This window comes from Rhizobium sp. G21, assembly GCF_014158035.1.
Lineage (GTDB): Bacteria > Pseudomonadota > Alphaproteobacteria > Rhizobiales > Rhizobiaceae > Rhizobium_E.
Genome location: NZ_JACFXW010000001.1, coordinates 3,324,629 through 3,346,365, shown reverse-complemented (window position 1 = coordinate 3,346,365; position 21,737 = coordinate 3,324,629). Strand labels below are relative to the sequence as shown.

Genomic DNA, 21,737 nt, shown 5'->3' with positions numbered 1-21,737 from the left:
CCCGTCTCAGGATTTGAACAGGGATTCGGCGGCGCTGCGGCTCGACGTCTTGGCGGCGATCTCGCGGTCGAGCCGGGCGATCTCCTCCTCGAGCAGCGCGATGCGGGCGCGAAGTTCGTCGGCCGACAGCATGGAAATGTCCATGCCGATCTCATGGGCGCGTTTGCGGGCGGGCTTGTCGTCGTCGATGAGGCTCATGCGGCTTCCACTCCTGCATCGCTGTCCGGCTTGGCCGGCGTCTGGTCGGCTGCAGCGGAGGATAGCTGAGAACGCGGGTTGAGCGCCAGACTTTCCGGCGTGGTCTGGGTGCCCGACGAAATGCTCTGATAGCTGTCGCGTTCGCCGACCGGGATCGCGCGCGCAGCCGCGAGCGAATGATGGCGTAGGCCGTGATCAGCGCATGCGCCGTCGCCGTGACGCCGAGCAGCGCATAGGGTCCGAAACGCTCCATGATCGGACCGCCGAGCGTCGGGCCGATCACCGTGCCGACGCCGTAGAGCAGCAGCAGACCGCCGGACACATTCATGAAGTCGGAGGGCTTGGCGAAGTCGTTGGCGTGCGCCACGGCGATCGGATAAAGCGCATTGGCGGTCGCGCCGTAGACGCCGATCAGCAACAGCAGCGTCAGCACATTCTGCGGCTCGAGCACGAAGATCTGGAAGCCGGCGAGCCAGGCGATGCCGGAGAGAATGGCGAGAACATAACGACGGTCCATGCGGTCGGACATGCGCCCCGCCGGCATCTGCATCGCCGCTCCGGCGAAAATGGTGATCGTCATCATCAGCGCGATATCGCCCGACGACAGGCCGGCCTTGGCGCCGAACACCGCGCCCAGCGTGCCCCAGGCGCCGTTGGCGATGCCGACCAGCAGGATGCCGATGAAGGACACCGGCGAATTGCGGTAGAGCGCGGCGAGGTCGAGCTTGATTTCGCTGAGCGGCGCCGGCGATTGCGCGTTGGACACCAGCGTCGGGATCATCGCCACGCAATAGAAGATGCCGGCGATCATGAACAGGATCGGCGTCTGGATATCGACGAACGCCACGGTCATCTGACCACCCACCACCCCGATCAGCGTGATCGAGATATAGAGCGAGAAGATCATGCCGCGGCTCTCGTTCGTGGCGCGCTCGTTGAGCCAGCTTTCGATGATCATGGCGGTCGCGGCGGTGCCGAAGCCGGTGGCGGCGCGCGACAGGACCCAGAAGGTCGGATTGACGGTGATGCCGGTCATCAGCGCGATGATGGCGATGAGCGAAATGAAACCCGAGAAGGCGCGGACATGGCCCATGCGCTTGACCAGGGGACGGGCGAAGATGCAGCCGAGCACGAAACCCGCCGCCCAGGACGTGCCGAAGAAGCCGAGCACCGTTTCCGAATAGCCTTCGAGCGTGCCGCGCATGGGCATGACCAGGCTGTGCAGACCGTTTCCGAGATAGAGAAACAGCGTCCCGATGAGAAGCGCCATGACGGAAACGAGGTTTTGCGGCATCGTCGATCCCCTGAGCAAGATTGGCGTCTCCCCTCCCCCGCGCGGCTGAGCCTGACGAGACCGGAGAGCGGTGATATGGATTTCGACAAGCCCGCGATTCGTCCGTCGTCCCCGGCGTCGCGACCTGCCCATGCGCCGCAAACAAGCGGATCATCCCGCCGAGACTAAGGCAAAACTTTTAAGGATTTGAGATTTGGCGAAAATTCTTCCGCTTCTCGGCGTCATCCTGATGGTTTTGCACATCATCCGCCCGCTCGGCCTGCCGGGGTTGCGGCGACGTCGCGACTTCTGGAAAATCGCCCTTGTGATGCTCGCAGCCCTCGGCATGACCGCGCTCCTGCGCGACTGATTATTTCTCGGTGAGCTTGAGCTCGATGCGTCGGTTCTGCGAGCGCGCTTCCGGCGTGTCGCCCTCGGCGATCGGCTGGAATTCGCCGAAACCCGCCGCCACCAGCCGGTTGGCCGGCACACCCCGGGAGATGAGGAACTTGACCACCGAGGTGGCGCGGGCCGAAGAAAGCTCCCAATTGTCGCGATAGCGACCCGAGCCGGTAAGCGGCACGTTGTCGGTATGGCCGTCGACGCGCAGCACCCAGTCGATCTCGGCCGGGATTTCTTTCGTCAGTTCGATCAGCGCCGTCGCGAGCTTGCCCATCTCCTCCTGACCGGCCGGATTGAGATCCGGACCACCCGACGGGAACAGCACTTCCGACTGGAACACGAAACGGTCGCCGACGATGCGGATGTTTTCGCGGTCCGAAAGGATCTCCCTCAGGCGGCCGAAGAAATCGGACCGGTAGCGATTGAGTTCCTGGACACGCTGGGCCAGCGCGACATTCAGGCGACGGCCGAGATCGGCGATCTTGGCCTGGGAATTCTTGTCCCGCGTCTCCGACAGTTGCAGCGCCTGTTCGACGGCGGCGATCTGCGAGCGCAATGCGGCGATCTGCTGGTTGAGCAGTTCGACCTGATTGAGCGCCTGCTCGCTGATCTGCTTCTGGGCGTCGAGTTCGCCGGAGAGTTCACCGATGCGCTTGTTGGCGGTCGCCGACGAGCCGGCGCCCTGATCCAGCAACTGCTGCAGCCGCGACTTCTCGCTCTCCGCGTCGGCGAGTTGGGCCTGGATATTGGCGAGACTGTCCTCGACATCCTGCTTGCTGCCTTTTTCGAGCGCGAGCAGCTGGGTGAGTTCGTTGATCTGGCTGTTGAGCCGATCCAGCACCTCGTCCTTGCCGGTGATTTCGCGGCTCAGGATGAACTGGCCGAGCACGAAGACCGTGAGAAGGAACATGATGGCCATGAGCAGCGTGGAGAGCGCATCCACGAAACCCGGCCAGTAATCGATGCTGCGCTGGCCGCCGCGACGCCGCAAGGCCATCTCACTTGTCCTCGAATTTTTCGGTCAGTTTGTCGAGCGTGCGCCGGAGCGCCTTGGCCTCCTCCTGCTGCGCCTCGATCCAGTCGCGCAGCATCTGCTGCTCGGTGCGCATGTTGCGCACCAGACCCTGGATACCCTCGGCGAGGCTGGCCATGGCGGCGGTGGAGCGCTGATTGCCGCCGCCTTCCTGGGTGATGCGCACCAGTTGCTCCGAAAGCGACTTCAACTCCTCGGTCGAGCCCGTGCCCGCCTCGATGACCGGAGCGAAATCGGAGGAGACGTCGGTGACCGAAGACAGCCAGTTCTCCAGTTCGTTGTAGAAGCGGTTCTGCGCCCGACCGGCCTGCAGGTCGAGAAAGCCGAGGATCAGCGAGCCGGAGAGGCCGAAGAGCGACGAGGAAAACGCCGTGCCCATGCCCTGCAACGGCGCCGACAGGCCCTGCTTCAGCGTATTGAGAATGTCGGCGCTCTCATTTGTGCCGGGATCCAGCCCCTGGATGACCGAATTGATCGAGCCGATCGTGCCGAGCAGACCCCAGAAGGTGCCGAGAAGACCAAGGAACACCAGCAATCCGGTGAGATAGCGGGTGGTGTCGCGCGTGTCGTCGAGACGCGTTGCGATGGAATCGAGGATGGAGCGCAGCGCCGCGGTCGAAATGGCGCCGGTGTTGGACGACCCCATCAGCGCCCGCATCGGCGCGAGCATGACCGGATCGCGCCCGACTTTCTCGGCGCTGCCGGCCGCGCGGAAGGAGTTGAACCATCGCACCTCGGGCCTGAGCGACAGCACATGATTGAAGGCGAGCAGGATGCCGATCAGCGCCACGCCGAGAATCAGGCCGTTGAGGCCCGGATTGGCCGAAAAGGCGGCATGCGCCTGTCGGAAGAGAATGGCGCCGGCGAAGCCGACCAGTATGAGAAACACCACCATCGTCCAGAAATAGGACATCGGGCTCGAAAGCTTGCGCCCGTAGAGACCGCTCCCCCCGCCGATTCGCCTTGGTCGCCCCCGAAAAAACCCGCACCGGCCATGAACCTGTCCACTCCTGCAAATGACGGTTGGAAACTAAATGAGAATTGCGCCGAATTGAAGAGGCAAGCAGACGGTGAATCCCATGCTGTCCACCGGCGCGACGCAACGGAGAGCGCGACCCGTCGCCCCCGCGACGCGCTGTTCCATTTCGACTTGCCGCTACGTCAGAAAGCCGGATTTATACTGTTTGTTAACCTTCCCGGCGTATAGCTGTTGTTATCCAGAGCTTCTGGATTCAGGCGGTCTCGTTTCGAGAAGTGGTCTGATTTTTCTCCCTGTTTTACCTTGAGAGCCGCTTTTCGCGGCTCTTTTTTGGCCGTTTTCCGGCTGGCGCGCGGAGAGCGGAAGCTCGGGAGTTCCACCACTTTCGAGTCAAGTTGTGGAGATTAACCCTTCCTTAAGAATCATGTTGCGAAAAGCCGGGACTGGCGGCATGATCCTGTTAAGAACAGCGACCCAGATGGATCTTAATGCTCAGACGGATCGTTAGTGTAGTCATGCGTAAACAGGAAACGACAATGCTTGAATCGGGCGCCAACACCATCAGTTTTGCCGGCCACGTCGCTTCGTCTTCACAGTTCAAGGCGCTCTATGCCGAAGGCATGGCGCTGGTCGAAGAGACGGCGGGCTATCTCGACGGCGCAGGCCGCCTGGCTTCAAAGAGCCTGCCGCGCATGTCCTCGGTCCTCTACGCCGCCGAATCGATGCGCCTGACCACCCGTCTCATGCAGGTCGCCTCCTGGCTGCTCTTGCAGCGGGCGATCAACAATGGCGAAATGACGCGCGAGCAAGTCGTCTCCGAAAAGAAGAAGGTGCGCCTGGACTCGTTCAACGTCGACCGCAACGCGCCGGGCTGGAGCGACCTGCCGGAAGCGTTCCGCGATCTGGTCGACCGTTCCGTGCGCCTGCAGAATCGCGTCTCGGTCCTCGATCGCGAAATCTATCGTCCGGCGGAAACCCCGGCGATCGAAGCCAACAATCAGAATTCGGTTCAGGCGCAGTTGTCGCTGCTGAAGACCGCGTTCGGCGGCCAGTAAACCGCCCGCGCTTCAGGCGCACGCATGATTGGAAGCCGGCCCGTGGGCCGGCTTTTTGATTGGGAAAACAGGCTGAAACGTTGAAAAAGCAGCCGGTGCGGTTGACAGAAATAGAGTCTCCCGTTACATGCCTCCCAACTTCGGGCGCGCCCTTCGGTGAATGGCGCGCCTTTGAATTGTCAGTCACGCCGGGCGACCGGCAAACAGGTCCGGATCAGTACAATGAAGATCAAGAATTCGCTGAAAGCGCTCAAGGCACGTCATCGTGAAAACCGTCTGGTCCGCCGCAAGGGCCGGATCTACATCATCAACAAGCTGAACCCGCGCTACAAGGCGCGCCAGGGCTGATCAGCCCGGCTTCAGTTTTTTTGTTGGCGAATTGGCGCTGGCGGGTTACCATGCCCGCCATGCGCTTTTTTGTATTTGCCCTATCGCTCGCCGTGACATCTCCTCTTCTGGCCGCCGAGGCGAAGACGGGGACGCCGGTTCCCGAACGCATCGTCGAGCGGAAGATTCCGCCACTGACGCCGCCGGACGAGGAACTGGACATGCTGTTCGTCCAGCTCAAGAAAGAGCGCAATCCGCAGGCGGCCCGGCTGATCGCCGATCGTATCGCCAACGGCCTGACGGAGTCCGGCAGCGCCACCGTCGACATGCTGATGGAAAACGCCCGAAAAGCGAGCGAGGAAAAGCGTTTCGGCGCGGCGCTCGATTTCCTCGACCAGGTCACCCTGCTCGCCCCCGACTATGCGGGAGGATGGAACGCCCGCGCCACGCTGCATTACCAGATGGGCAATTTCCCCAAAGCCATGGCCGACACGGCGCATGTGCTGAAGCTCGAGCCCCGGCATCTCGGCGCCTTGTCGGGTCTCGCCGCGATTCTCGCGCAATCCGGACGAGACCAACAGGCGTTTGAAGCGCTCGAGGCCTATCTCGACCGGTACCCCGCCGACCGCGACGCCCAGAAACGCGCAATCGACCTGATGATCAAGATCGACGGCCAGCGCACCTGAAACCTCCCGGCCGTTCGTGCGTATTATCTGCCGAGCCCATTTCCAGTCCTTCACCCGCCGGCCGTCATGATCGTCTTCGCCAAATGTCTCGCCGCCATTCTCACGGCGGTTGTCGCCCTCGCCGCCCTCGCCTACGCCTTCAGCCGTTGGGAAGCGGCGCGCATCGCCGCGCGCTATCCCAATATTGGCGCATTGACCGATGTCGGCGGCTTCAGCATGAACAGCCTGCACTGGCCGAGACCGGAAGGCGCAGACTTGCCGCCGCTGGTGTTCATCCATGGCGCGAGCGGCAATCTGCGTGATCCCTGGGGCGCCTTTTTCGAACCGCTCAAGACCCGCGCCGAGATGCTGTTCGTCGACCGGCCCGGCCATGGCTATTCCGAACGCGGCGGGCCTGAGAACCTCACGCCGGCCGGACAGGCGGATGCGATCGCGACGCTGATGCGCAAGAAGGGTATGTCCCGCGCCATCGTCATCGGTCATTCATTCGGCGGGGCGACGGCGGCCAGTTTCGCGTTGCGACATCCCGATATGATGCAGGGCCTTGTGTTCCTGTCGCCCGCGACGCATCCCTGGCCGGGCGGTGTGGACTGGTATTACGATCTCGCCAACACGCCGGTGGTCGGCGCCCTGTTTTGCAGCACGATCGCGCTGCCGGCCGGGCTGATGCAGATGAACAAGGGCGTCGAGCACGTCTTCGCGCCCAATCCCGTGCCCGCCGGCTATCTCGACAGAGCGGCGATCCCGCTTGTGCTGCGTCCCATGAACTTTTGCGACAACGCCCGCGACGTCGCAAGCCTGCTCGCCTATGTGAAAGACGTTCAGCCGCGCTACAAGGAGATCACCGCGCCGGCGATCGTGATCACCGGCGACAGCGACGATATCGTGCTCGAAGAAATCCATTCGCGCGGGCTGAAACGCGACCTGCCGAATTCGGAGCTCTATTGGGTGCGCAATCTCGGCCATAAGCCCGATTACATCGCCACCGATCTGGCGATCGCCGCAATAGAAAAGATCGCGGGAAAGCCCCGCGATCTCGACAGCATCGTGCGTGAGGTCGAGGCGCGGATCGCGCCAAAACCCTGATCAGACGCCGCTCTGGCCGTCCGAGCCGATATAGGCGATGCGCAGCATGTTGGTCGCGCCCGGCGTGCCGAGCGGAACGCCCGCCGTGATGATGACGCGGTCGCCCGGCTTGCCGAAGCCTTCGGCATGGACGATGCGGCAGGCGCGATTGACCATGTCGTCGAGGTCGGAAGCGTCTTCGGTCACCACGCAATGCAGGCCCCAGACGACCGACAGGCGGCGCGCCGTCTCGATGATCGGCGACAGCGCCAGAACCGGCACGGTGGGACGCTCGCGGGCGGCGCGGAGACCGGTGTTGCCCGAGCCCGTATAGCAGACGATGGCCGTCAGCTTCAGCGTCTCGGCGATTTCGCGCGACGCCAGCGAGATGGCGTCAGCGCCGGTCGGCTCAGGCTTGGGGCGCTGGGCGTGGATGATGTTGGAATAATAAGGGTCCTTCTCGACCGTGCTGGCGATCGACGCCATGGTCCGGACGGCTTCGATCGGATACTGGCCCGACGCCGATTCTGCCGACAGCATGATCGCGTCCGCGCCTTCGAAGACGGCGGTGGCGACGTCGGAGACTTCGGCGCGGGTCGGCACCGGCGCGGTGATCATCGATTCCAGCATCTGGGTGGCGACGACGACGGGCTTGCCGACCTTGCGGCAGGCGCGGGTGAGTTGCTTCTGCAGGCCCGGAACGGCTTCGAGCGGCATTTCCACGCCCAGATCGCCGCGGGCCACCATCAGCGCGTCGGACATTTCGATGATCTCGTCAATGCGCTCGATCGCCTGCGGCTTTTCGATCTTCGACATCAGGCCCACGCGGCCCTTGGAGATCTTGCGCACTTCGGCGAGGTCTTCCGGGCGCTGCACGAAGGACAGCGCCACCCAGTCGACGCTGCCGGTGGCGAGCACGGCTTCGAGGTCGACGCGGTCCTTTTCGGTCAGCGCGCCGATGCCGAGCAGCGTGTCGGGCAGGCTGACGCCCTTCTTGTCGGAGATACGGGTGCCGGCGACGACCTTGGCGACGATCTTGGTTCCATCGCATTCTTCGGCGACCAGATGCAGCTTGCCGTCGTCGATCAGCAGGCGATGGCCGGGCTTGACGGCTTCCAGAATTTCCGGATGCGGAAGGTTGACGCGGGTGGCGTCGCCGGGCTCGGGATTGTTGTCGAAGGTGAAGATCTGGCCGGGGTCAGATCGACGGGGCCGTTGGCGAATTTGCCGACGCGGAGCTTCGGCCCCTGCAAATCGGCGAGAATGCCGATCGGACGACCCGAACGGGCCTCGACGGCGCGGATGCGGCTGATCAGCGTCCGCATCAGATCATGGCTGGCATGGCTCATATTGATGCGGAACAGGTCCGCTCCGGCCTCATGCAACTTCTCGATCATCGCCTCTTCGCTGGAGGCAGGGCCGAGTGTGGCGAGGATTTTGACTTTCCTGTTCCGCTTCATCAATTCTGACTTTCTTGTGCTGCGGGCGTGTCGGTGAGCTGAACCATCCAGCTTCCCTGCCGCCCCGTGTCATATTCCTTGAATCCGAATTGCTGGTAGCCGCGGGCATAGCAATCCTGGACGCCGGTGATCTTGAACTCGTTCTCCGCCACGCACATGTTGACATTGCCGGTCCAGCGGCCGCCGCGCGTGGCGTCTTCCGCATAGAGATAATAGAACCGACTCTGCAGTTTGCCCTCGATGAGGGTGGCGCATGTGGTTGCGGGGATTTGCCACCATCCTTCGGAAATCCATCCATCCTTGGCGCGATAGCCGATGGCCACGCCGACGAGGTTCTGTGTCGCGTTGCAGACGCGGAATTCCGCCTTTGCAACGCCGGGCGCCGCGAAGGCCGCGCCGAAACCGATGGCCAAGGGCGCAGCCAACATCGCGAACGAACGCCGGGACGCCGATCGAGGATCGACTGACGAGCGAACGACTGCGCGGCGATTCGGCGCCACCATACGGAGGATGTAATTCACGAGCATGACGTAGAGCTGGCTCCCACCTGCTGATTGCCCTTGTGCGTTGGCGGCACAGGATTGTCAACGCAAAATTCAATCGATTATATCGGTCCAAAAGCCTGACATTCTCATCAGCGGAGGCTCGCATTATGCAAACTCCCGCCGCATGCGGGGACAAACCGGGTCAGGCGCTTGATTCCGATACTATTAGGCCTTGAACAAAGTCTCAACACGGACCGCCTTGAAACCGCCAGGCCGGCATGACAAGACAGCAAAAACGTGAAAAATTATGTCGATGTCCTTGAATCACGCTTATGAAATTCTGCCTGGCGACCCCGCTTGCGGGCTCGTCCTGCTCGCCGACCACGCCACCAACCGCCTGCCGGCGGATTATGGATCGCTCGGCCTGCCGCCCGAGGCCTTCGAACGGCACATCGCCTATGACATCGGCGTGGAGGCGCTGACGCGCAGCCTCTCGGCCCGGCTGGGCGCGCCGGCGGTGATGAGCCGCTTTTCGCGCCTGCTGATCGACCCCAATCGCGGCGAAGACGACCCGACCCTGATCATGCGCATTTCCGACGGCGCGATCATTCCCGCCAATCATCCGCTGAGCGCGGAAGAGCAGCGCGTCCGCATCGAACGCTTTCACCGGCCCTATCATCAGGCGGTGAGCGAGGTAATCGCGGAAACCGAGCGAGCCTCCGGGCGGGCCGCGCTCGTTCTGTCGCTGCATTCCTACACGCCGCACTGGAAGGGCGTGGCGCGGCCCTGGCAGGCCGCCGTGCTGTGGGATTCCGATCCCCGCGCCGCCATGCGGCTGATTTCGGCATTGCGCGACATCGACGGCGTCATCGTGGGCGACAACGAGCCCTATGACGGCGCCTTGCGCGGCGACACGATGCATCGTCACTGCACAGTCGCAGGACGTCCGCATGCGCTGCTCGAAGTCCGCCAGGACGAGATCGCCACGGACGACGGCGTGGCGCTCTGGGTCGACAGGCTCACGCCCGTGTTTACGGCGCTGAACGATGAACCGGACCTGCATCGCATCGAAATCTTTCCATCGCGGACCGACCGCATCTGGGCTTGAGGAGACTGCCATGAGCGCACTGAGCGAGGACGACGTCACCCGGTTGGAAGCCGCGGCCTTCCGGCGGCTGGTCAGCCATTTGCGCAACCGGCCGGACACGCAGAATATCGACCTGATGAATCTGGCGGGCTTCTGCCGCAACTGCTTGGCCAACTGGTATCTCGACGCCGCAGAACAGGCCAACCTGCCGCTGACCAAGGACCAGTCGCGCGAAGCGATCTACGGCATGCCCTATGAAGACTGGAAACGGCTGAACCAGCGCGAGGCGAGTGAGGCGCAGAAGGCCTCCTTCGAAATGAACCGCCCGAAGGAATAGACGCCTCCCCGCGATTCCGCTTGACCTCGCCGGCCTTTCGCTGCAGGTCATCGGCCCGGATTGAGAACAGGAATCAGAAGGAGCAGGCATATGTCCGACGCGCATGGCGTGGCCCGCGATCAGCTCAGATCTTTCATCGAGCGCATCGAACGGCTGGAAGAAGAAAAGAAGACGATCGCCGACGACATCAAGGACGTCTATGGCGAAGCCAAGAGCACGGGCTTCGACACCAAGATCCTGAAGAAAGTCATCCAGATCCGCAAGCAGGACAAGGATGAGCGCATGGAGCAGGAAGCGATCCTCGAGACCTATCTGATGGCGCTCGGCATGATCGAAGGTCCGCCGGACGAGTGATCGACGCAGATCGACGCATATAAAAAAACCGCCGTCGCCGGCGGTTTTTTCATGTCTCGACGACGGGCGTCAATTCATATTTGGGAACTTCTTCACCGGAATGAAATTCACGGCGGATCCCGAAAAGCGCGCCGGATCGATCCGGGCCGATTGCGTGAACCCGTCGGCGTAAATTTCCGTCGGCTGCACGCGCATGGTCTTGCTCACGAAACGCGGCGCCTTGACCGGCTTCGTGACGTCGGCCACGCGGCCTTTGCTCAGCGCCCATTTGGCGATCATATTGCCCGTCAACTCCGGGCCGGACGTCTTCTTTTCGACCTGCTTCTTTTGCAGCGGCTTGGCGACGGGCTTGGCGGCCTGACTTGCAGCAGGTTCGAAGGAACGCGTGGCGGCTTCAGGCGTTACGTCCAAGGAAGCCAGTTCTGCGAGCTTTTCCTGACCGCGAGCAGGTTCGTCGATGCTGTCGATGATGCCGGCCACCTCGTCCTCGTCGGTCGATTCCGTTGAGGGAATGGCGCTGGACTGCGCGGCGAGCGCTGCGATTTCTTCAGGCTTCACGTCGCCGGCGGGAATCGTGATCTCGTCGTCCTTGCCGGCATCCGCCTGCTGCTCTCCGGGACGCGCGCCGGGCACGGGAACCGATGTCAGCAGCGCGGCCGTGGCCGGATCGAGAGACGCCGTCAACATCGCGGGCTGGGTCTCGCCCTGGCCGTCGCCTGGCTGCTTACGCTCGCCGAGCAGGCTCGGGGCAGGCACATGCACCTTGGCGAGATCGATGAATTCGGGCTGATCTTCGGGCTTCGGCGTCAGAGCCGCCTGCATGGCCTCCTCCGCCGGATTGCGGCGGGTCGACAAGAGCGCGGTCTCGATGGCGGGCTGGACGGGTTCAGCCGGGCGCAATGAGGGAACCGGCGCATTGATCGGCTTGTCCTCGGGCTCGACGGCGGCCGTCAATACGGCCTGCTGGGTCTCCGGCTTGGATTTCTTGGCCGGCGCGGCCGCGACCTGGACTTCGGCGTCCGCGATGTCGCTCTCGTCCTCGTCGCCGCCGCCGAACAGCGCGGCCAGCAGGCTCTTGCGCTTGGTGGTGTCTCGGTCGGAATTGTTGGAGCCGCCGCCCGCCACGAGAATGGCGTCGGAGCCGACGCGGCGCTTGTAGTCGGCGAGCGCCGACGCATAGCCCGGCATCACTCCGCCTTCGGCAGGCTTGTGCAACGTGCGACCATCGGGGAACAGGCGCGACAATTCGCGGCGCGGCATGCGCGGCCAGGAGCGAACGCCGCCGACGTCCATATGCACGAATGGCGAGCCGGACGTCGGGTAGAAGCCGACGCCGCCGACCTGAAATTTCATGCCGATTTCGCGCAGCTTTCGCAGCGAGACGTCCGGAATATAAAAGTCCATCGCCTTGCCCAGCACATGCTGGCTGCGTTCGGCCACACCTTTGGTGCGAGAGCGCAACATGGCGTTGGTCTCGGGCGCACGGTAGCCGCCGATGACGTTGATGTAATCGCGCGAGCCGGATTTCTGGTAGACTTCCCAGATCAGGTCGAACAGGCGCGGATCCATCCGCGTCGGTTCGTTGCGGCGCCAGTCTCGCAGGATGTTATTCAGCTTCTTCAGACCGGCCGCGTCATAGCGACCGTTGCGCTTGAAGACGATGATCGCTTTTTCGCGGGAATGGACGTGGTAGATCTTCAAAGCCCGCGTCTGCGCGGCGGAGGCCGGCTCGCCCTGCAGGGCGACGAAAGCGAACAAAACCGCCGGGAGCACGGCCCGAAGGCCCACGCGCGCCGCGCCGACCGCTTTCGCGATGCGACGAACAGCGCCGGCTGCCCGGCTCTTGGTATCAACCTCGTGATGCAACTCGATCCCCGTACACTGGCCGCCGCTACCCTTATTTCCAATAATGGTCAATTAAGGTTAGACGATGGCAATCGCGTTTTGACGTCCCGTCCGAAGTTATAGTGAACGATGCACTAACACCGGCTAAACGCCAATCAGGTTTTTTAACAATCGCAGGCTTTATCGCAGCTTTCGCGTTTTTTTCCAGTCTTTTTTAACGAATCAGCCAAGCGTTTCAATATCCAACCTGACGGTCCCTGCTTGCTCCGAACTGGCGCGGCCCGCCATGATCGGCGTCAACCGGCGCGCATTTTCGGTGATGCGCGCTGACGAGCAAGGCCCGCCGCGTGAGGGACACGGCGGGCCTTGCTCGTCAGCCGGAGCGTTTTCAGCCGGCGACATTCTCCAACGTCAGCTGCTTCAGCGGATCGTCGGGATCGATGCCGTAGTCCTTGAGCTTCCTGTAAAGCGTGGACCGGCCGATGCCGAGCCGCCGGGCGACTTCGCTCATCTGCCCCCGGTAGAAGCGCAGCGCGAAGCGGATCAGCTCTTCCTCGACGGAGGCGATGGTGCGCACTCCGCCATCCCTGCCGATCGCCGATAGAATGCCCTCGGTGAGCGGGCTGTGCACCACGGCGCGCGCCGCCTCGGCGCGATAGACAGCCTCCGCCGCCGGGCGCGTGAAGACGGGGAGACCGGCCGGCGGCTCCGCGCCGGCGAGTGAGGGCGCCGCCAGCACGTCGCGGGATCCGGCGAAGATGCTCTCGCCGCTTTCATTGATATAGCCGGGAATCTGCGCGGCGATCTGGGTGAAGTCTTCGACGCCCAACTGAGGGCCGCGGGCGAGCACCACGGCGCGGAAGATCGAATTCTCCAGCTGCCTTATATTGCCGGGCCAGTCGAAGGCGGTGAGCAGCGCCATGGCGGCAGGCGTCAGTTCCGGAACGACATCGAGCTTCTGCGCCGCCGAGAAACGTTCGACGAAAGCGCGGGCGAGGACCGGAATATCTTCCTTGCGCCGGCGCAGAGCCGGGATGGTGATCGGGAAGACATTGAGGCGGTAGTAGAGATCTTCGCGGAACTCCCCGGCCTTCACGGCGGCGATCAGATCCTTGTTGGTGGCCGAGATCAGCCTGACGTCGACCTTCTGCGGACGACGGGCGCCGATCGTCTCGATCTCACCATTCTGGATGGCGCGCAGCAGTTTGACCTGGACGTCGAGCGGCAGTTCGCCGATTTCGTCGAGGAACAGCGTGCCGCCATCGGCCTCGATGAACTTGCCGGCATGCTTTTCGGTCGCGCCCGTAAAGGCTCCCTTTTCATGGCCGAACAGAATGCTCTCGACCAGATTGTGCGGAATGGCGCCGCAATTGACGGTGATGAACGGTTTTCCCGAGCGATCGCTGGCCGCCTGGATGGCGCGAGCGACCATCTCCTTGCCGACGCCGGATTCGCCTTCCAGAACGACCGGGATGTCTGATTGCGCTGCGCGCCGCGCCAGTTCCATGACGCGGGCCATGGCCGGGCTGACGGCGACGATGTCGGTGAAGCGCACCGCGCCGCTGCGCGAACGCGCCGGGTTGCGCGATTGGCTGGTGCGGTCCACCTTCAGCGCATTGTTGATGGCCGAACCGATGCGCTCGGGACTGACCGGCTTGACAACGAAGTCGAAAGCTCCGGCCCGCATGGCCATGACCACCGTGTCGATGCCGCCCTGCCCGGTCTGGACGATGACGGGAATATCGACGCCTTTTTCATGCAGCGCGTTGAGGAAAGCGATGCCGTTCATTTCCGGCATCATCAGGTCGAGAATGATCACGCTGATCTTGTCGCCGTGGCGCTCGAGCGATTCCAGACCCATCTTGCCATTCTCGGCGAGATGCGGGGTATGCCCGATGCGTTCGACGGCGTTCTTGAGAAGCCGACGTTGCACGGGATCGTCATCGATCACAAGAATATGCGTGTTCACGGGCTTTTCCCCCTGTTATTTCCGTTCATGGACACAACATGACGAACAGCCTTGAAAATCCCGTTTTGAGAAATGCTTGCATTTTACCGATCAGGACGGCAAACAGATAAAATACAGAAAACAAAAGGAAATCTGCGATGAAGTTCATGCCCGATTTGACCGGCGCATCCCGTTTGCAGCCGGTTTTCGCCCCTGAGGCGGCTGTTGCGGCGAGCGATCTCGGCGCCCTGCCGGAATGGAACCTCGCCGATCTCTATCCCGGCCCCGACAGTGAAGCCTTCAAGGCGGATCTCGACAAAGCCGGAACCATGTCCGAGGCGTTCGAAGCGCGGTGGAAGGGTAAACTCGCAGCAGCGGCCGGCCAGTCCGGCGCCGACGGCCTCGGGGCGGCGGTCGAAGCCTATGAAGGCCTCGAAGACCTGATCGGCCGCGTCGGCTCCTATGCCGGGCTGCATTATTATGGCGACATGACAGATCCGGCGCGCGGCAAGTTTTTCGCCGATGTCAGCGCAGGCATCACCGACATGGCCAGCCATCTGCTGTTCTTCGCGCTGGAACTCAACCTCGTCGACGACGCGGCGCTGGCCGGCGCCTTCGAGCACGATTCCAAGGCCGCGCATTACCGTCCGTGGATCGAGGATCTGCGCAAGGAAAAGCCCTACCAGCTCGACGAGAAACTGGAGCAGCTGTTCCTGGAGAAGTCGCAGACCGGCGGCCAGGCCTGGAACCGCTTGTTCAACGAGACGATCGCCGCGCTGCGCGTGCCGTTCGGCGGAGAGCAGGTCACGCTCGAGGCAGCGCTCGACAAGCTGCAGGAGAAGGATCCGGATGTCAGGCGCACGGCCGCCGAGGCCATCAGCCAGGTGTTCAAGGACAATATCCGCATCTTCACGCTGATCACCAACACGCTCGCCAAGGATAAGGACATTTCCGACCGCTGGCGCGGCTTCAAGGACATCGCCGACAGCCGGCATCTGTCCAACCGCGTCGAGGGCGAGGTGGTCGACGCGCTGGCCGCCGCCGTCAAGGCCGCCTATCCGCGTCTGTCGCACCGCTATTACGCCATGAAGGCCAAGTGGCTGGGCATGGAGACGCTGAATTACTGGGACCGCAACGCGCCGCTGCCCGAAGCGCCGGCCACCGCCGTAACCTGGGAAGAGGCGCGCGACATCGTGCTGTCAGCCTATAGGCAGTTCTCGCCCGAAATGGCCGAGATCACCCAGACCTTTTTCGACAAGAACTGGATCGACGCGCCCGCCCGCCCCGGCAAGGCGCCCGGTGCCTTCGCCCATCCCACCGTGCCTTCGGCGCATCCTTATGTGCTGGTCAACTATCTCGGCAAGCCGCGCGACGTGATGACGCTCGCTCATGAGCTCGGCCATGGCGTCCACCAGGTGCTGGCCGCCGGCCAGGGCGCGCTGATGGCCTCGACGCCCCTGACGCTGGCCGAAACGGCCTCGGTGTTCGGCGAAATGCTCACCTTCCGGGCGCTGCTCGCCAAGACCAAGGACAAGATCGAGCGCAAGGCGATGCTGGCGCAAAAGGTCGAGGACATGCTCAACACCGTGGTCCGGCAGATCGCCTTCTACCAGTTCGAGCGCAAGCTCCACACGGCGAGAAAAGACGGCGAACTGACCTCCGAGCAGATCGGCGAGCTCTGGATGTCCGTACAAGGCGAGAGCCTGGGGCCGGCGATCCAGATGTCCGAGGGCTATGAGAACTGGTGGATGTATATCCCCCATTTCATTCACTCGCCCTTCTATGTTTATGCCTACGCCTTCGGCGACTGCCTGGTGAATTCGCTCTATGCAGTCTACCAGAACGCCGAGGACGGTTTTCAGGAAAAGTATTTCGCACTCCTGAAGGCCGGCGGCAGCAAGCACTATTCCGAACTTTTGAAGCCGTTCGGTCTCGATGCGTCCGACCCGTCGTTCTGGGACAAGGGTCTGTCGATGATCGAAGGGCTGATCGACGAATTGGAGGCGCTTGATAAGAGCGCCTGACCAGAGGACGTAAACCGCATGGCGCCAGCCGACCCCTTCATCCTGCTTCGCGACGACCGCAGGAACGAGACTCTGTTTTTCGCCGAGCCGGAGGACCTGATCCTCGCGCGGGACGCGGCTGGGTTCGAACACGGTCTCGCGCGGCTGGAGACGGCGCGGCGCAATGGCAAATGGATCGCCGGCTTCATGAGCTACGAGGCCGGCTATCTCTTCGAGAAGAGGCTGGCGCGCTACGCGGGCCAGAACCGGGCGACGCCGCTGATGGCGTTCGGCCTGTTCGAGGCGCCGAGGCCCGATCATCCGCTCGCTCAGCCGCGCCAGCGCCTCGACAACGAGGAGTTCCTGCAGGAGCCGCGAGCGGAATGGCCCTTCGGAACCTACCAGGAGCGGTTCAACCGCCTGCACCGGCATCTCCGCCAGGGCGATTGCTACCAGGGCAATCTGACCATGCCGGTGCGCGCCCGCTGGACCGGCGATCCGCTGGCCGCCTTCTGGTCGCTGATCGAGCGGCAGCCGGTGCATTACGGCGCGCTGGTCAATCTCGGCGGCCCCATGCTGTTGTCGCGCTCGCCGGAACTGTTCTTCAAGGTCGATGAAGACGGCTGGATCGAGACGCATCCGATGAAGGGCACGGCGGCGCGCGGCGCCTCCCCTGCCGAGGACGAGGCGATCAAGGCTGCGATGATCGGCGACGAGAAGACCCAGGCCGAAAACCGCATGATCGTCGACCTCCTGCGCAACGACATTTCACGCATTTCGGAAGTCGGCACGCTCGATGTGCCGAAACTCTTTCATATCGAGACCTATCCGACCGTGCATCAGATGGTGTCGCATGTGCGCGCCAAGCTCTTGCCCGACCTCACGCTGCGCGACATCTTCTCCGCTCTCTTCCCCTGCGGCTCGGTGACCGGCGCGCCGAAAATGAGGGCGATGGAAATCCTGCACGAGATCGAGGCAGGCCCCCGCGACGCCTATTGCGGCTCGATCGGCTTTGTCGCGCCTGACGGCCAGATGTGCTTCAACGTCGCCATCCGCACCATCTCGCTGTTCGACGATGGCGAAGCGGTGTTCAATGTCGGCGGCGGCATCGTCTTCGATTCCAACGCCGAGGACGAATATGCCGAATGCCTGCTGAAGGCGCGTTTCGCGCTCGGCGCTCGGGAGATCGCGCGGTGACGCAAACGCCGGACTTTTCGCTGATCGAGACCATGCGGGCCGAACCGGGCGCTGGCATCGTCAGGGGCAAGCTCCATCAAGCCCGCTTTCACAATTCGACGCGCAAATTGGGCTTCGCCAGGCCGAGGCCGCTTGGAAAGCCCTCGACGAGGCCGCAAGCGCCGTCGACGCGCCGACGCGGCTTCGGCTGGAATTCTGGCCGGACGGTCGATTCGAGATCCAGTCCGCCGGGTTCACACCTTTGCCGATCGATGCGGTCTGGACGCTTCGCATCGCCACGAGCGCGCATCTCGCCTCGAATGGAGCGCTTCTCCGCCACAAGACCTCGCGCCGAGCCGTTTATGACGCCGCCCGCGCCGAGTATTTCCGCGAAGACGCCGACGAGGTGCTGCTCTTGAACGAGAAGGGCGACGTTTGCGAGGGAACGATCACCAATCTGTTCGTCACGGGCGACGAAGGCGATTTGCTGACGCCGCCGCTCTCGTCAGGATGCCTGGCGGGCGTCCTCAGGACGTCGCTGATCTGCGCCAGGAAAGCGCGTGTCCAAACCTTGCGTCCGGCCGATCTCGTCGACCGGACGCTCTATGTCGGCAATTCGTTGCGTGGACTCATCGCCGGTCGCCTGGAATTCTGACGGACTGGGCGACGCGCGTCAGAGCAGGAAATCGGAAGTCGCCAGCGAAATCGCGCCGGTCAGTCTCAATACGAAATCGGCCTTTCCGTCGCCATTGATGTCAGCCTGTACGGTCGTATTGCCGCCGGAAATGTTGAACCGCAGTTCGCCCGCGTCGCCCGAAAAGGCGTTGTTGGAGATGAACGTGAAATTCTGGTTGTTTTTGGCGGTGGTGTCTGCGTCGATGGCGTTCATGTTGATCTGATCAAAGTCCGCCTTGGTGAAATCAGAAATCGTGTCGACGGTTTTGCCGACCGATTCCGCCACGTTCTTGTAAAGGAACGTGTCCGCGTCAGCGCCGCCGGCGAGCTTGTCCTTGCCGAGATAGCCATACAAGGTGTCCGTGCCCGTCCCGCCGGCGAAATTGTCGAGCTTGACGCCGCCGTTCAAGATGTCGGCGCCGTCGCCGCCATCGACGAGACCGTTCACGACGCCCTTCTTGCCGTTGTATTTGTCGTCGACGCCGCCAAGATTGACATCACCGATCATCGTCCCGGAATTGTTGATGATGTCGACGCCGACACCGATGGACGTGAACGATTTTGGACCTCTGATAGTACCAGAGTTGTCTATAATGATGGTCTCCGTCGCCGCAGCATCTCGGATGATGGCGCCATATGTTGGATCTGAGCCGACGATATTGCCCGAGTTGACCAGGCGAGAGGTCGTCGAAACGGAATTCGCCTCAAAGACCACCCCGTAAAAGGATTCGATCAGGCCAGCATTCGTCACCTGTGACGCGCTGGAATAGACGAGAACGCCAAAGGATGAGTTGTCGTCCGGCGTACGGATGACGCCAGTGTCGTGAATGAAAAGGCGGTTGTTCGTATCACTGCTGCTATCGCCGAGGGCGACGCCGTTTTCGGACACGATGCTTCCATAGAGATCAATGCGGTGGTTCGAGTCCGCGCTGGAGATGGCGAAGCTGTTCGTGCTCCCAAAAACATCCTTGGCGAGATAAAAATCTTCTCCGCCGGTCAGCGCAGCCTGTACGCCGGCCCCGGAGGTATTCGTGAATATCAGGCGCATGCGGTTTCTCCTTCCCTAAGAAAACCAACAGACGCTAATTTAGCACCGCCCCGCAGAAGACACGAATTCTTAATATTCATCGCCGGTCGACCAGCATCAAAAGCCTTGAATTATCGCGCGAACAGGCTCATCAGGCCCCAGGGGGACGACGCAACACGATGACACGCTTCCCATGACGCCTCACAAGACCGGTTATCTCTTCGCCTTCCTGGCTTTCACCATCTTCGCCTGCCAGGACGCCATCTCCAAACATCTCTCGCATGCCTATTCGCCCGTGCTGATCACGATGTTCCGCTATTGGGCTTTCGCCGGTTTCGTGACCGTCATGGCGGCGCGCTCCTCCAAGGGGTTGCAGGGCGCCGTGCGGGCCAACCGGCCTTATCTGCAGATCCTGCGCGGGCTTCTGCTCGCGCCAGATCATGGTCACCATCCTGTCCTTCCGGGTGGCGGGTCTCATTCAGTCGCAGGCGATTTTTTCCGCCACGCCGCTGGTGGTGGCGATGCTGTCGGTTCCCATTCTCGGGGAAGTGGTGGGCTGGCGGCGTTGGACGGCGATCGGGGTGGGCATGCTGGGTGTGCTGATCATCCTGAAGCCAAATCCCGCGACCTTCGACATGACGCTGCTCATCCCGCTGGCTTCGGCGCTGATCAACGCCGCCTATTCCGTGGCGACGAGGCTCGCGAGCCGCACGGACGATGCGGGCGTGAGCTTCTTCTACACCGGCGTTGCCGGCGCGGCGCTGGCCACGGCCGTCGGGCCGTTCTTCTGGACGAATATGCAGGGATGGGACTTAGGCTGGATGGCGCTGCTCTGCCTCACCGGCATTTCCAGCCACTACTGCCTGATCAAGGCCTATGACCATCTCGATGCGGTGCTGGTGCAGCCGGTCGCCTATTATCAGCTGATGCTCTCCGCCTTTATCGGCGTCTTGCTGTTCGGCGAAAGCCTGGAAGCGAACATCGTGCTCGGCTCGCTGATCATCGTGGCCGCCGGCCTCTTCACCCTTTGGCGAGAGGCCGCGCGGCGTCGCATGCGCGTCGATTAATCTTCATCGTCGACCGCGAAAATCCGCGGCTCGCCGTCGAAGGCGACGAGCACGGCGGCGTTCTGTTCCTTCTCGAGGAAATCGAGAATGGCGATTTCGGTTTCGCTTTCCTCTTCGTCGAGCGCGTCGAAGAAATCGGCGACCGTCATGCCCTCGCTGGCTTCGAAGCGCAGCGTTTCGCCGCTCGTTCCGCCGACGAGCGTGATGAAGCGGAAGACGACGTCGTCATGTTCGTCGCCCAGAAAAATGCTCAGTTCGTTCTCGCCTTCGTAGCCGAGCATCAGGACGCCCATCGGTTCAATCATCGCTGTCTTCCTCTTTGGTGTTTTCGAGTCGATAGCGCGACACTATGCCATTTGCATGACGCTCGATAGCGCAAGGCTGGGGATAAGGACGCTATTCGGCGGCGATGGATACGGCCGAAGCGCGACCTTCCGGCAAAGGGCAAAGGCCGCCGCAACCGCCGATTCCGGGCACGCAGTAACGCAGGCAGCACACCTTGCGCATCGGCTCGCCGGACGTCTCGTCGCGACGCAGCAATCCATGCAGCGGATTTTTGGCGCCGTCGACGAAGTGCGGCGCATGCAACGCCGCCATCACATCTGCAACGGCCGCTTCTCCGAGATGCGCGCCGATCTCGCGGATGATCCAGTCGAGATAGACGATGAGATTGTTCCACAGCATCCGCTTGGACAGTTTCTGCCCGCGGGCGATCGCCTCGATGATCGGCGTGCAAAAGTCCCGCACGAAGCTCTGCAGCGCCTCGACGCCGATGGGATCGGCGCTCCTTGCCCCGCCATGCGGCAAGAGAAAACCCTGCGGCGACCCGTTTCGGTCGTGAAGAAGGACCACGCCGTCGAGCGCCAGCGGCAAGCGCACGCGGTAAACGATCGCGGCGGTCATGACGCCGATCCCGCTCGTCGATAGGAAATAGAGACTCCACAACGATGTCGCGGCGCGCCTGTCGACGTTCGGATGCAACTGCGCGAAGTCGGCGATCAGCGTATCGTAAAATGCTTCATCGAGAAGCGCGGCCAGCGGTGTGGCGACCTTGCCGTCAGGCGCGGTCAGGAAAAACCTGCCCGACAGGTAGTCATGACCTGCCGACGTGACGAGATCCAGGCAATGCGGGTCTCGTTCGTCGAAGGTGATAAGTTCGGGTATGTCGGTCATGACGTCATCCTGCTCGGCGGCAAAGCCATACCGGGCCGGGCGTCTTTTCGCAAGATTACATGAGTATTATAGTCATATTAAG

At 62.5% G+C, this 21,737-nt stretch carries 20 protein-coding genes and 3 pseudogenes; 12 read left to right on the top strand and 11 right to left on the bottom strand.

The window, feature by feature from the left end:
- Nucleotides 1-6: 6 nt before the first annotated feature.
- Both H2O14_RS16715 and H2O14_RS16710 read right to left on the bottom strand, forming a co-directional pair.
- Nucleotides 7-198, bottom strand: coding sequence for a DUF1192 domain-containing protein (locus tag H2O14_RS16715; protein WP_182828531.1), 192 nt, complete (start codon nt 196-198; stop codon nt 7-9).
- Nucleotides 152-1,492, bottom strand: a complete 1,341-nt coding sequence (locus tag H2O14_RS16710; protein ID WP_246697425.1) for an MFS transporter — start codon at nt 1,490-1,492, stop codon at nt 152-154. Before H2O14_RS16710 ends, H2O14_RS16715 begins: the two co-directional genes overlap by 47 nt.
- 193 nt (nt 1,493-1,685) lie before the next feature.
- Here H2O14_RS16710 and H2O14_RS16705 point away from each other — a divergent pair, with 193 nt between their 5' ends.
- Nucleotides 1,686-1,841: a hypothetical protein gene (locus H2O14_RS16705; protein ID WP_182828530.1), complete on the top strand. Its 156-nt coding sequence runs from the start codon at nt 1,686-1,688 to the stop codon at nt 1,839-1,841.
- On the opposite strand, the gene H2O14_RS16700 is transcribed toward H2O14_RS16705, so the two are convergent.
- Nucleotides 1,842-2,870, bottom strand: a complete 1,029-nt coding sequence (locus H2O14_RS16700) for a peptidoglycan -binding protein (RefSeq protein ID WP_182828529.1) — start codon at nt 2,868-2,870, stop codon at nt 1,842-1,844.
- Between the two features lies 1 nt (nt 2,871).
- Nucleotides 2,872-3,864: a flagellar motor protein MotA gene (locus H2O14_RS16695; RefSeq protein ID WP_182829414.1), complete on the bottom strand. Its 993-nt coding sequence runs from the start codon at nt 3,862-3,864 to the stop codon at nt 2,872-2,874.
- 557 nt (nt 3,865-4,421) lie between these two features.
- Here H2O14_RS16695 and H2O14_RS16690 point away from each other — a divergent pair.
- The 4 genes from H2O14_RS16690 (at nt 4,422) to H2O14_RS16675 (ending at nt 7,039) form a co-directional block, all read left to right on the top strand.
- Nucleotides 4,422-4,940: a DUF1465 family protein gene (locus H2O14_RS16690; RefSeq protein ID WP_182828528.1), complete on the top strand. Its 519-nt coding sequence runs from the start codon at nt 4,422-4,424 to the stop codon at nt 4,938-4,940.
- Nucleotides 4,941-5,162: 222 nt separating this feature from the next.
- Nucleotides 5,163-5,288 (top strand): type B 50S ribosomal protein L36, encoded by a 126-nt coding sequence (gene ykgO, locus H2O14_RS16685; protein WP_025557146.1) that lies wholly within the window; start codon nt 5,163-5,165, stop codon nt 5,286-5,288.
- A gap of 50 nt (nt 5,289-5,338) precedes the next feature.
- Nucleotides 5,339-5,953: a hypothetical protein gene (locus tag H2O14_RS16680; RefSeq protein ID WP_210275466.1), complete on the top strand. Its 615-nt coding sequence runs from the start codon at nt 5,339-5,341 to the stop codon at nt 5,951-5,953.
- Between the two features lie 66 nt (nt 5,954-6,019).
- Nucleotides 6,020-7,039 carry an alpha/beta fold hydrolase gene (locus H2O14_RS16675; protein WP_182828527.1) on the top strand — a complete coding sequence of 340 codons (1,020 nt, stop codon included), beginning with the start codon at nt 6,020-6,022 and terminating at the stop codon, nt 7,037-7,039.
- Here the strand turns inward: H2O14_RS16675 and pyk are convergent.
- A pseudogene (gene pyk, locus H2O14_RS16670) lies at nt 7,040-8,478 on the bottom strand (pyruvate kinase).
- Entirely contained in the window at nt 8,478-8,906 is a 429-nt protein-coding gene (locus H2O14_RS16665; protein ID WP_182828526.1) for a DUF1036 domain-containing protein, read from the bottom strand. The pseudogene pyk and the gene H2O14_RS16665 overlap by 1 nt, the downstream one beginning before the upstream one ends.
- Nucleotides 8,907-9,276: 370 nt before the next feature.
- On the opposite strand from H2O14_RS16665, the gene H2O14_RS16660 reads away from it, so the two are divergent.
- From H2O14_RS16660 to H2O14_RS16650, 3 genes are all read left to right on the top strand, one after another.
- The gene (locus H2O14_RS16660; protein ID WP_182828525.1) at nt 9,277-10,071 is read left to right on the top strand and encodes an N-formylglutamate amidohydrolase; all 795 of its coding nucleotides are present in this window, start codon (nt 9,277-9,279) and stop codon (nt 10,069-10,071) included.
- Nucleotides 10,072-10,081: 10 nt separating this feature from the next.
- Entirely contained in the window at nt 10,082-10,387 is a 306-nt protein-coding gene (locus H2O14_RS16655) for a DUF1244 domain-containing protein (protein ID WP_182828524.1), read from the top strand.
- Between the two features lie 90 nt (nt 10,388-10,477).
- A complete protein-coding gene (locus H2O14_RS16650) occupies nt 10,478-10,741 on the top strand; it encodes a DUF2312 domain-containing protein (protein WP_137154864.1) in 264 nt (87 codons plus the stop codon).
- A gap of 69 nt (nt 10,742-10,810) precedes the next feature.
- Here H2O14_RS16650 and H2O14_RS16645 read toward each other — a convergent pair whose 3' ends face one another.
- Together H2O14_RS16645 and H2O14_RS16640 are read right to left on the bottom strand one after the other, a co-directional pair.
- Nucleotides 10,811-12,607, bottom strand: a complete 1,797-nt coding sequence (locus H2O14_RS16645) for a DUF882 domain-containing protein (protein ID WP_246697423.1) — start codon at nt 12,605-12,607, stop codon at nt 10,811-10,813.
- 367 nt (nt 12,608-12,974) lie between these two features.
- Complete coding sequence (locus tag H2O14_RS16640; protein ID WP_182828523.1) at nt 12,975-14,555, bottom strand: sigma-54 dependent transcriptional regulator; 1,581 nt, start codon at nt 14,553-14,555, stop codon at nt 12,975-12,977.
- A 146-nt stretch (nt 14,556-14,701) separates the two neighbouring features.
- Between H2O14_RS16640 and H2O14_RS16635 the strand changes: the two genes are divergently transcribed.
- The 3 genes and pseudogenes from H2O14_RS16635 (at nt 14,702) to H2O14_RS16625 (ending at nt 18,368) form a co-directional block, all read left to right on the top strand.
- Entirely contained in the window at nt 14,702-16,558 is a 1,857-nt protein-coding gene (locus H2O14_RS16635; protein WP_182829411.1) for a M3 family oligoendopeptidase, read from the top strand.
- 18 nt (nt 16,559-16,576) lie between these two features.
- Nucleotides 16,577-17,734, top strand: a complete 1,158-nt coding sequence (locus H2O14_RS16630; RefSeq protein WP_182828522.1) for an aminodeoxychorismate synthase component I — start codon at nt 16,577-16,579, stop codon at nt 17,732-17,734.
- Nucleotides 17,735-17,766: 32 nt separating this feature from the next.
- Nucleotides 17,767-18,368, top strand: a pseudogene (locus H2O14_RS16625) (aminotransferase class IV family protein).
- An 18-nt stretch (nt 18,369-18,386) separates the two neighbouring features.
- Here H2O14_RS16625 and H2O14_RS16620 read toward each other — a convergent pair.
- A complete protein-coding gene (locus H2O14_RS16620; RefSeq protein ID WP_182828521.1) occupies nt 18,387-19,436 on the bottom strand; it encodes a calcium-binding protein in 1,050 nt (349 codons plus the stop codon).
- Nucleotides 19,437-19,608: 172 nt separating this feature from the next.
- On the opposite strand from H2O14_RS16620, the pseudogene H2O14_RS16615 reads away from it, so the two are divergent.
- Nucleotides 19,609-20,482 (top strand): annotated as a pseudogene (locus tag H2O14_RS16615) (DMT family transporter).
- Here H2O14_RS16615 and H2O14_RS16610 read toward each other — a convergent pair.
- Nucleotides 20,479-20,787 (bottom strand): hypothetical protein, encoded by a 309-nt coding sequence (locus tag H2O14_RS16610; protein ID WP_182828520.1) that lies wholly within the window; start codon nt 20,785-20,787, stop codon nt 20,479-20,481. The pseudogene H2O14_RS16615 and the gene H2O14_RS16610 sit on opposite strands and share 4 nt — an antisense overlap.
- A gap of 91 nt (nt 20,788-20,878) precedes the next feature.
- A complete protein-coding gene (gene fhuF / locus H2O14_RS16605) occupies nt 20,879-21,655 on the bottom strand; it encodes a siderophore-iron reductase FhuF (protein ID WP_182828519.1) in 777 nt (258 codons plus the stop codon).
- Nucleotides 21,656-21,737: the final 82 nt, after the last annotated feature.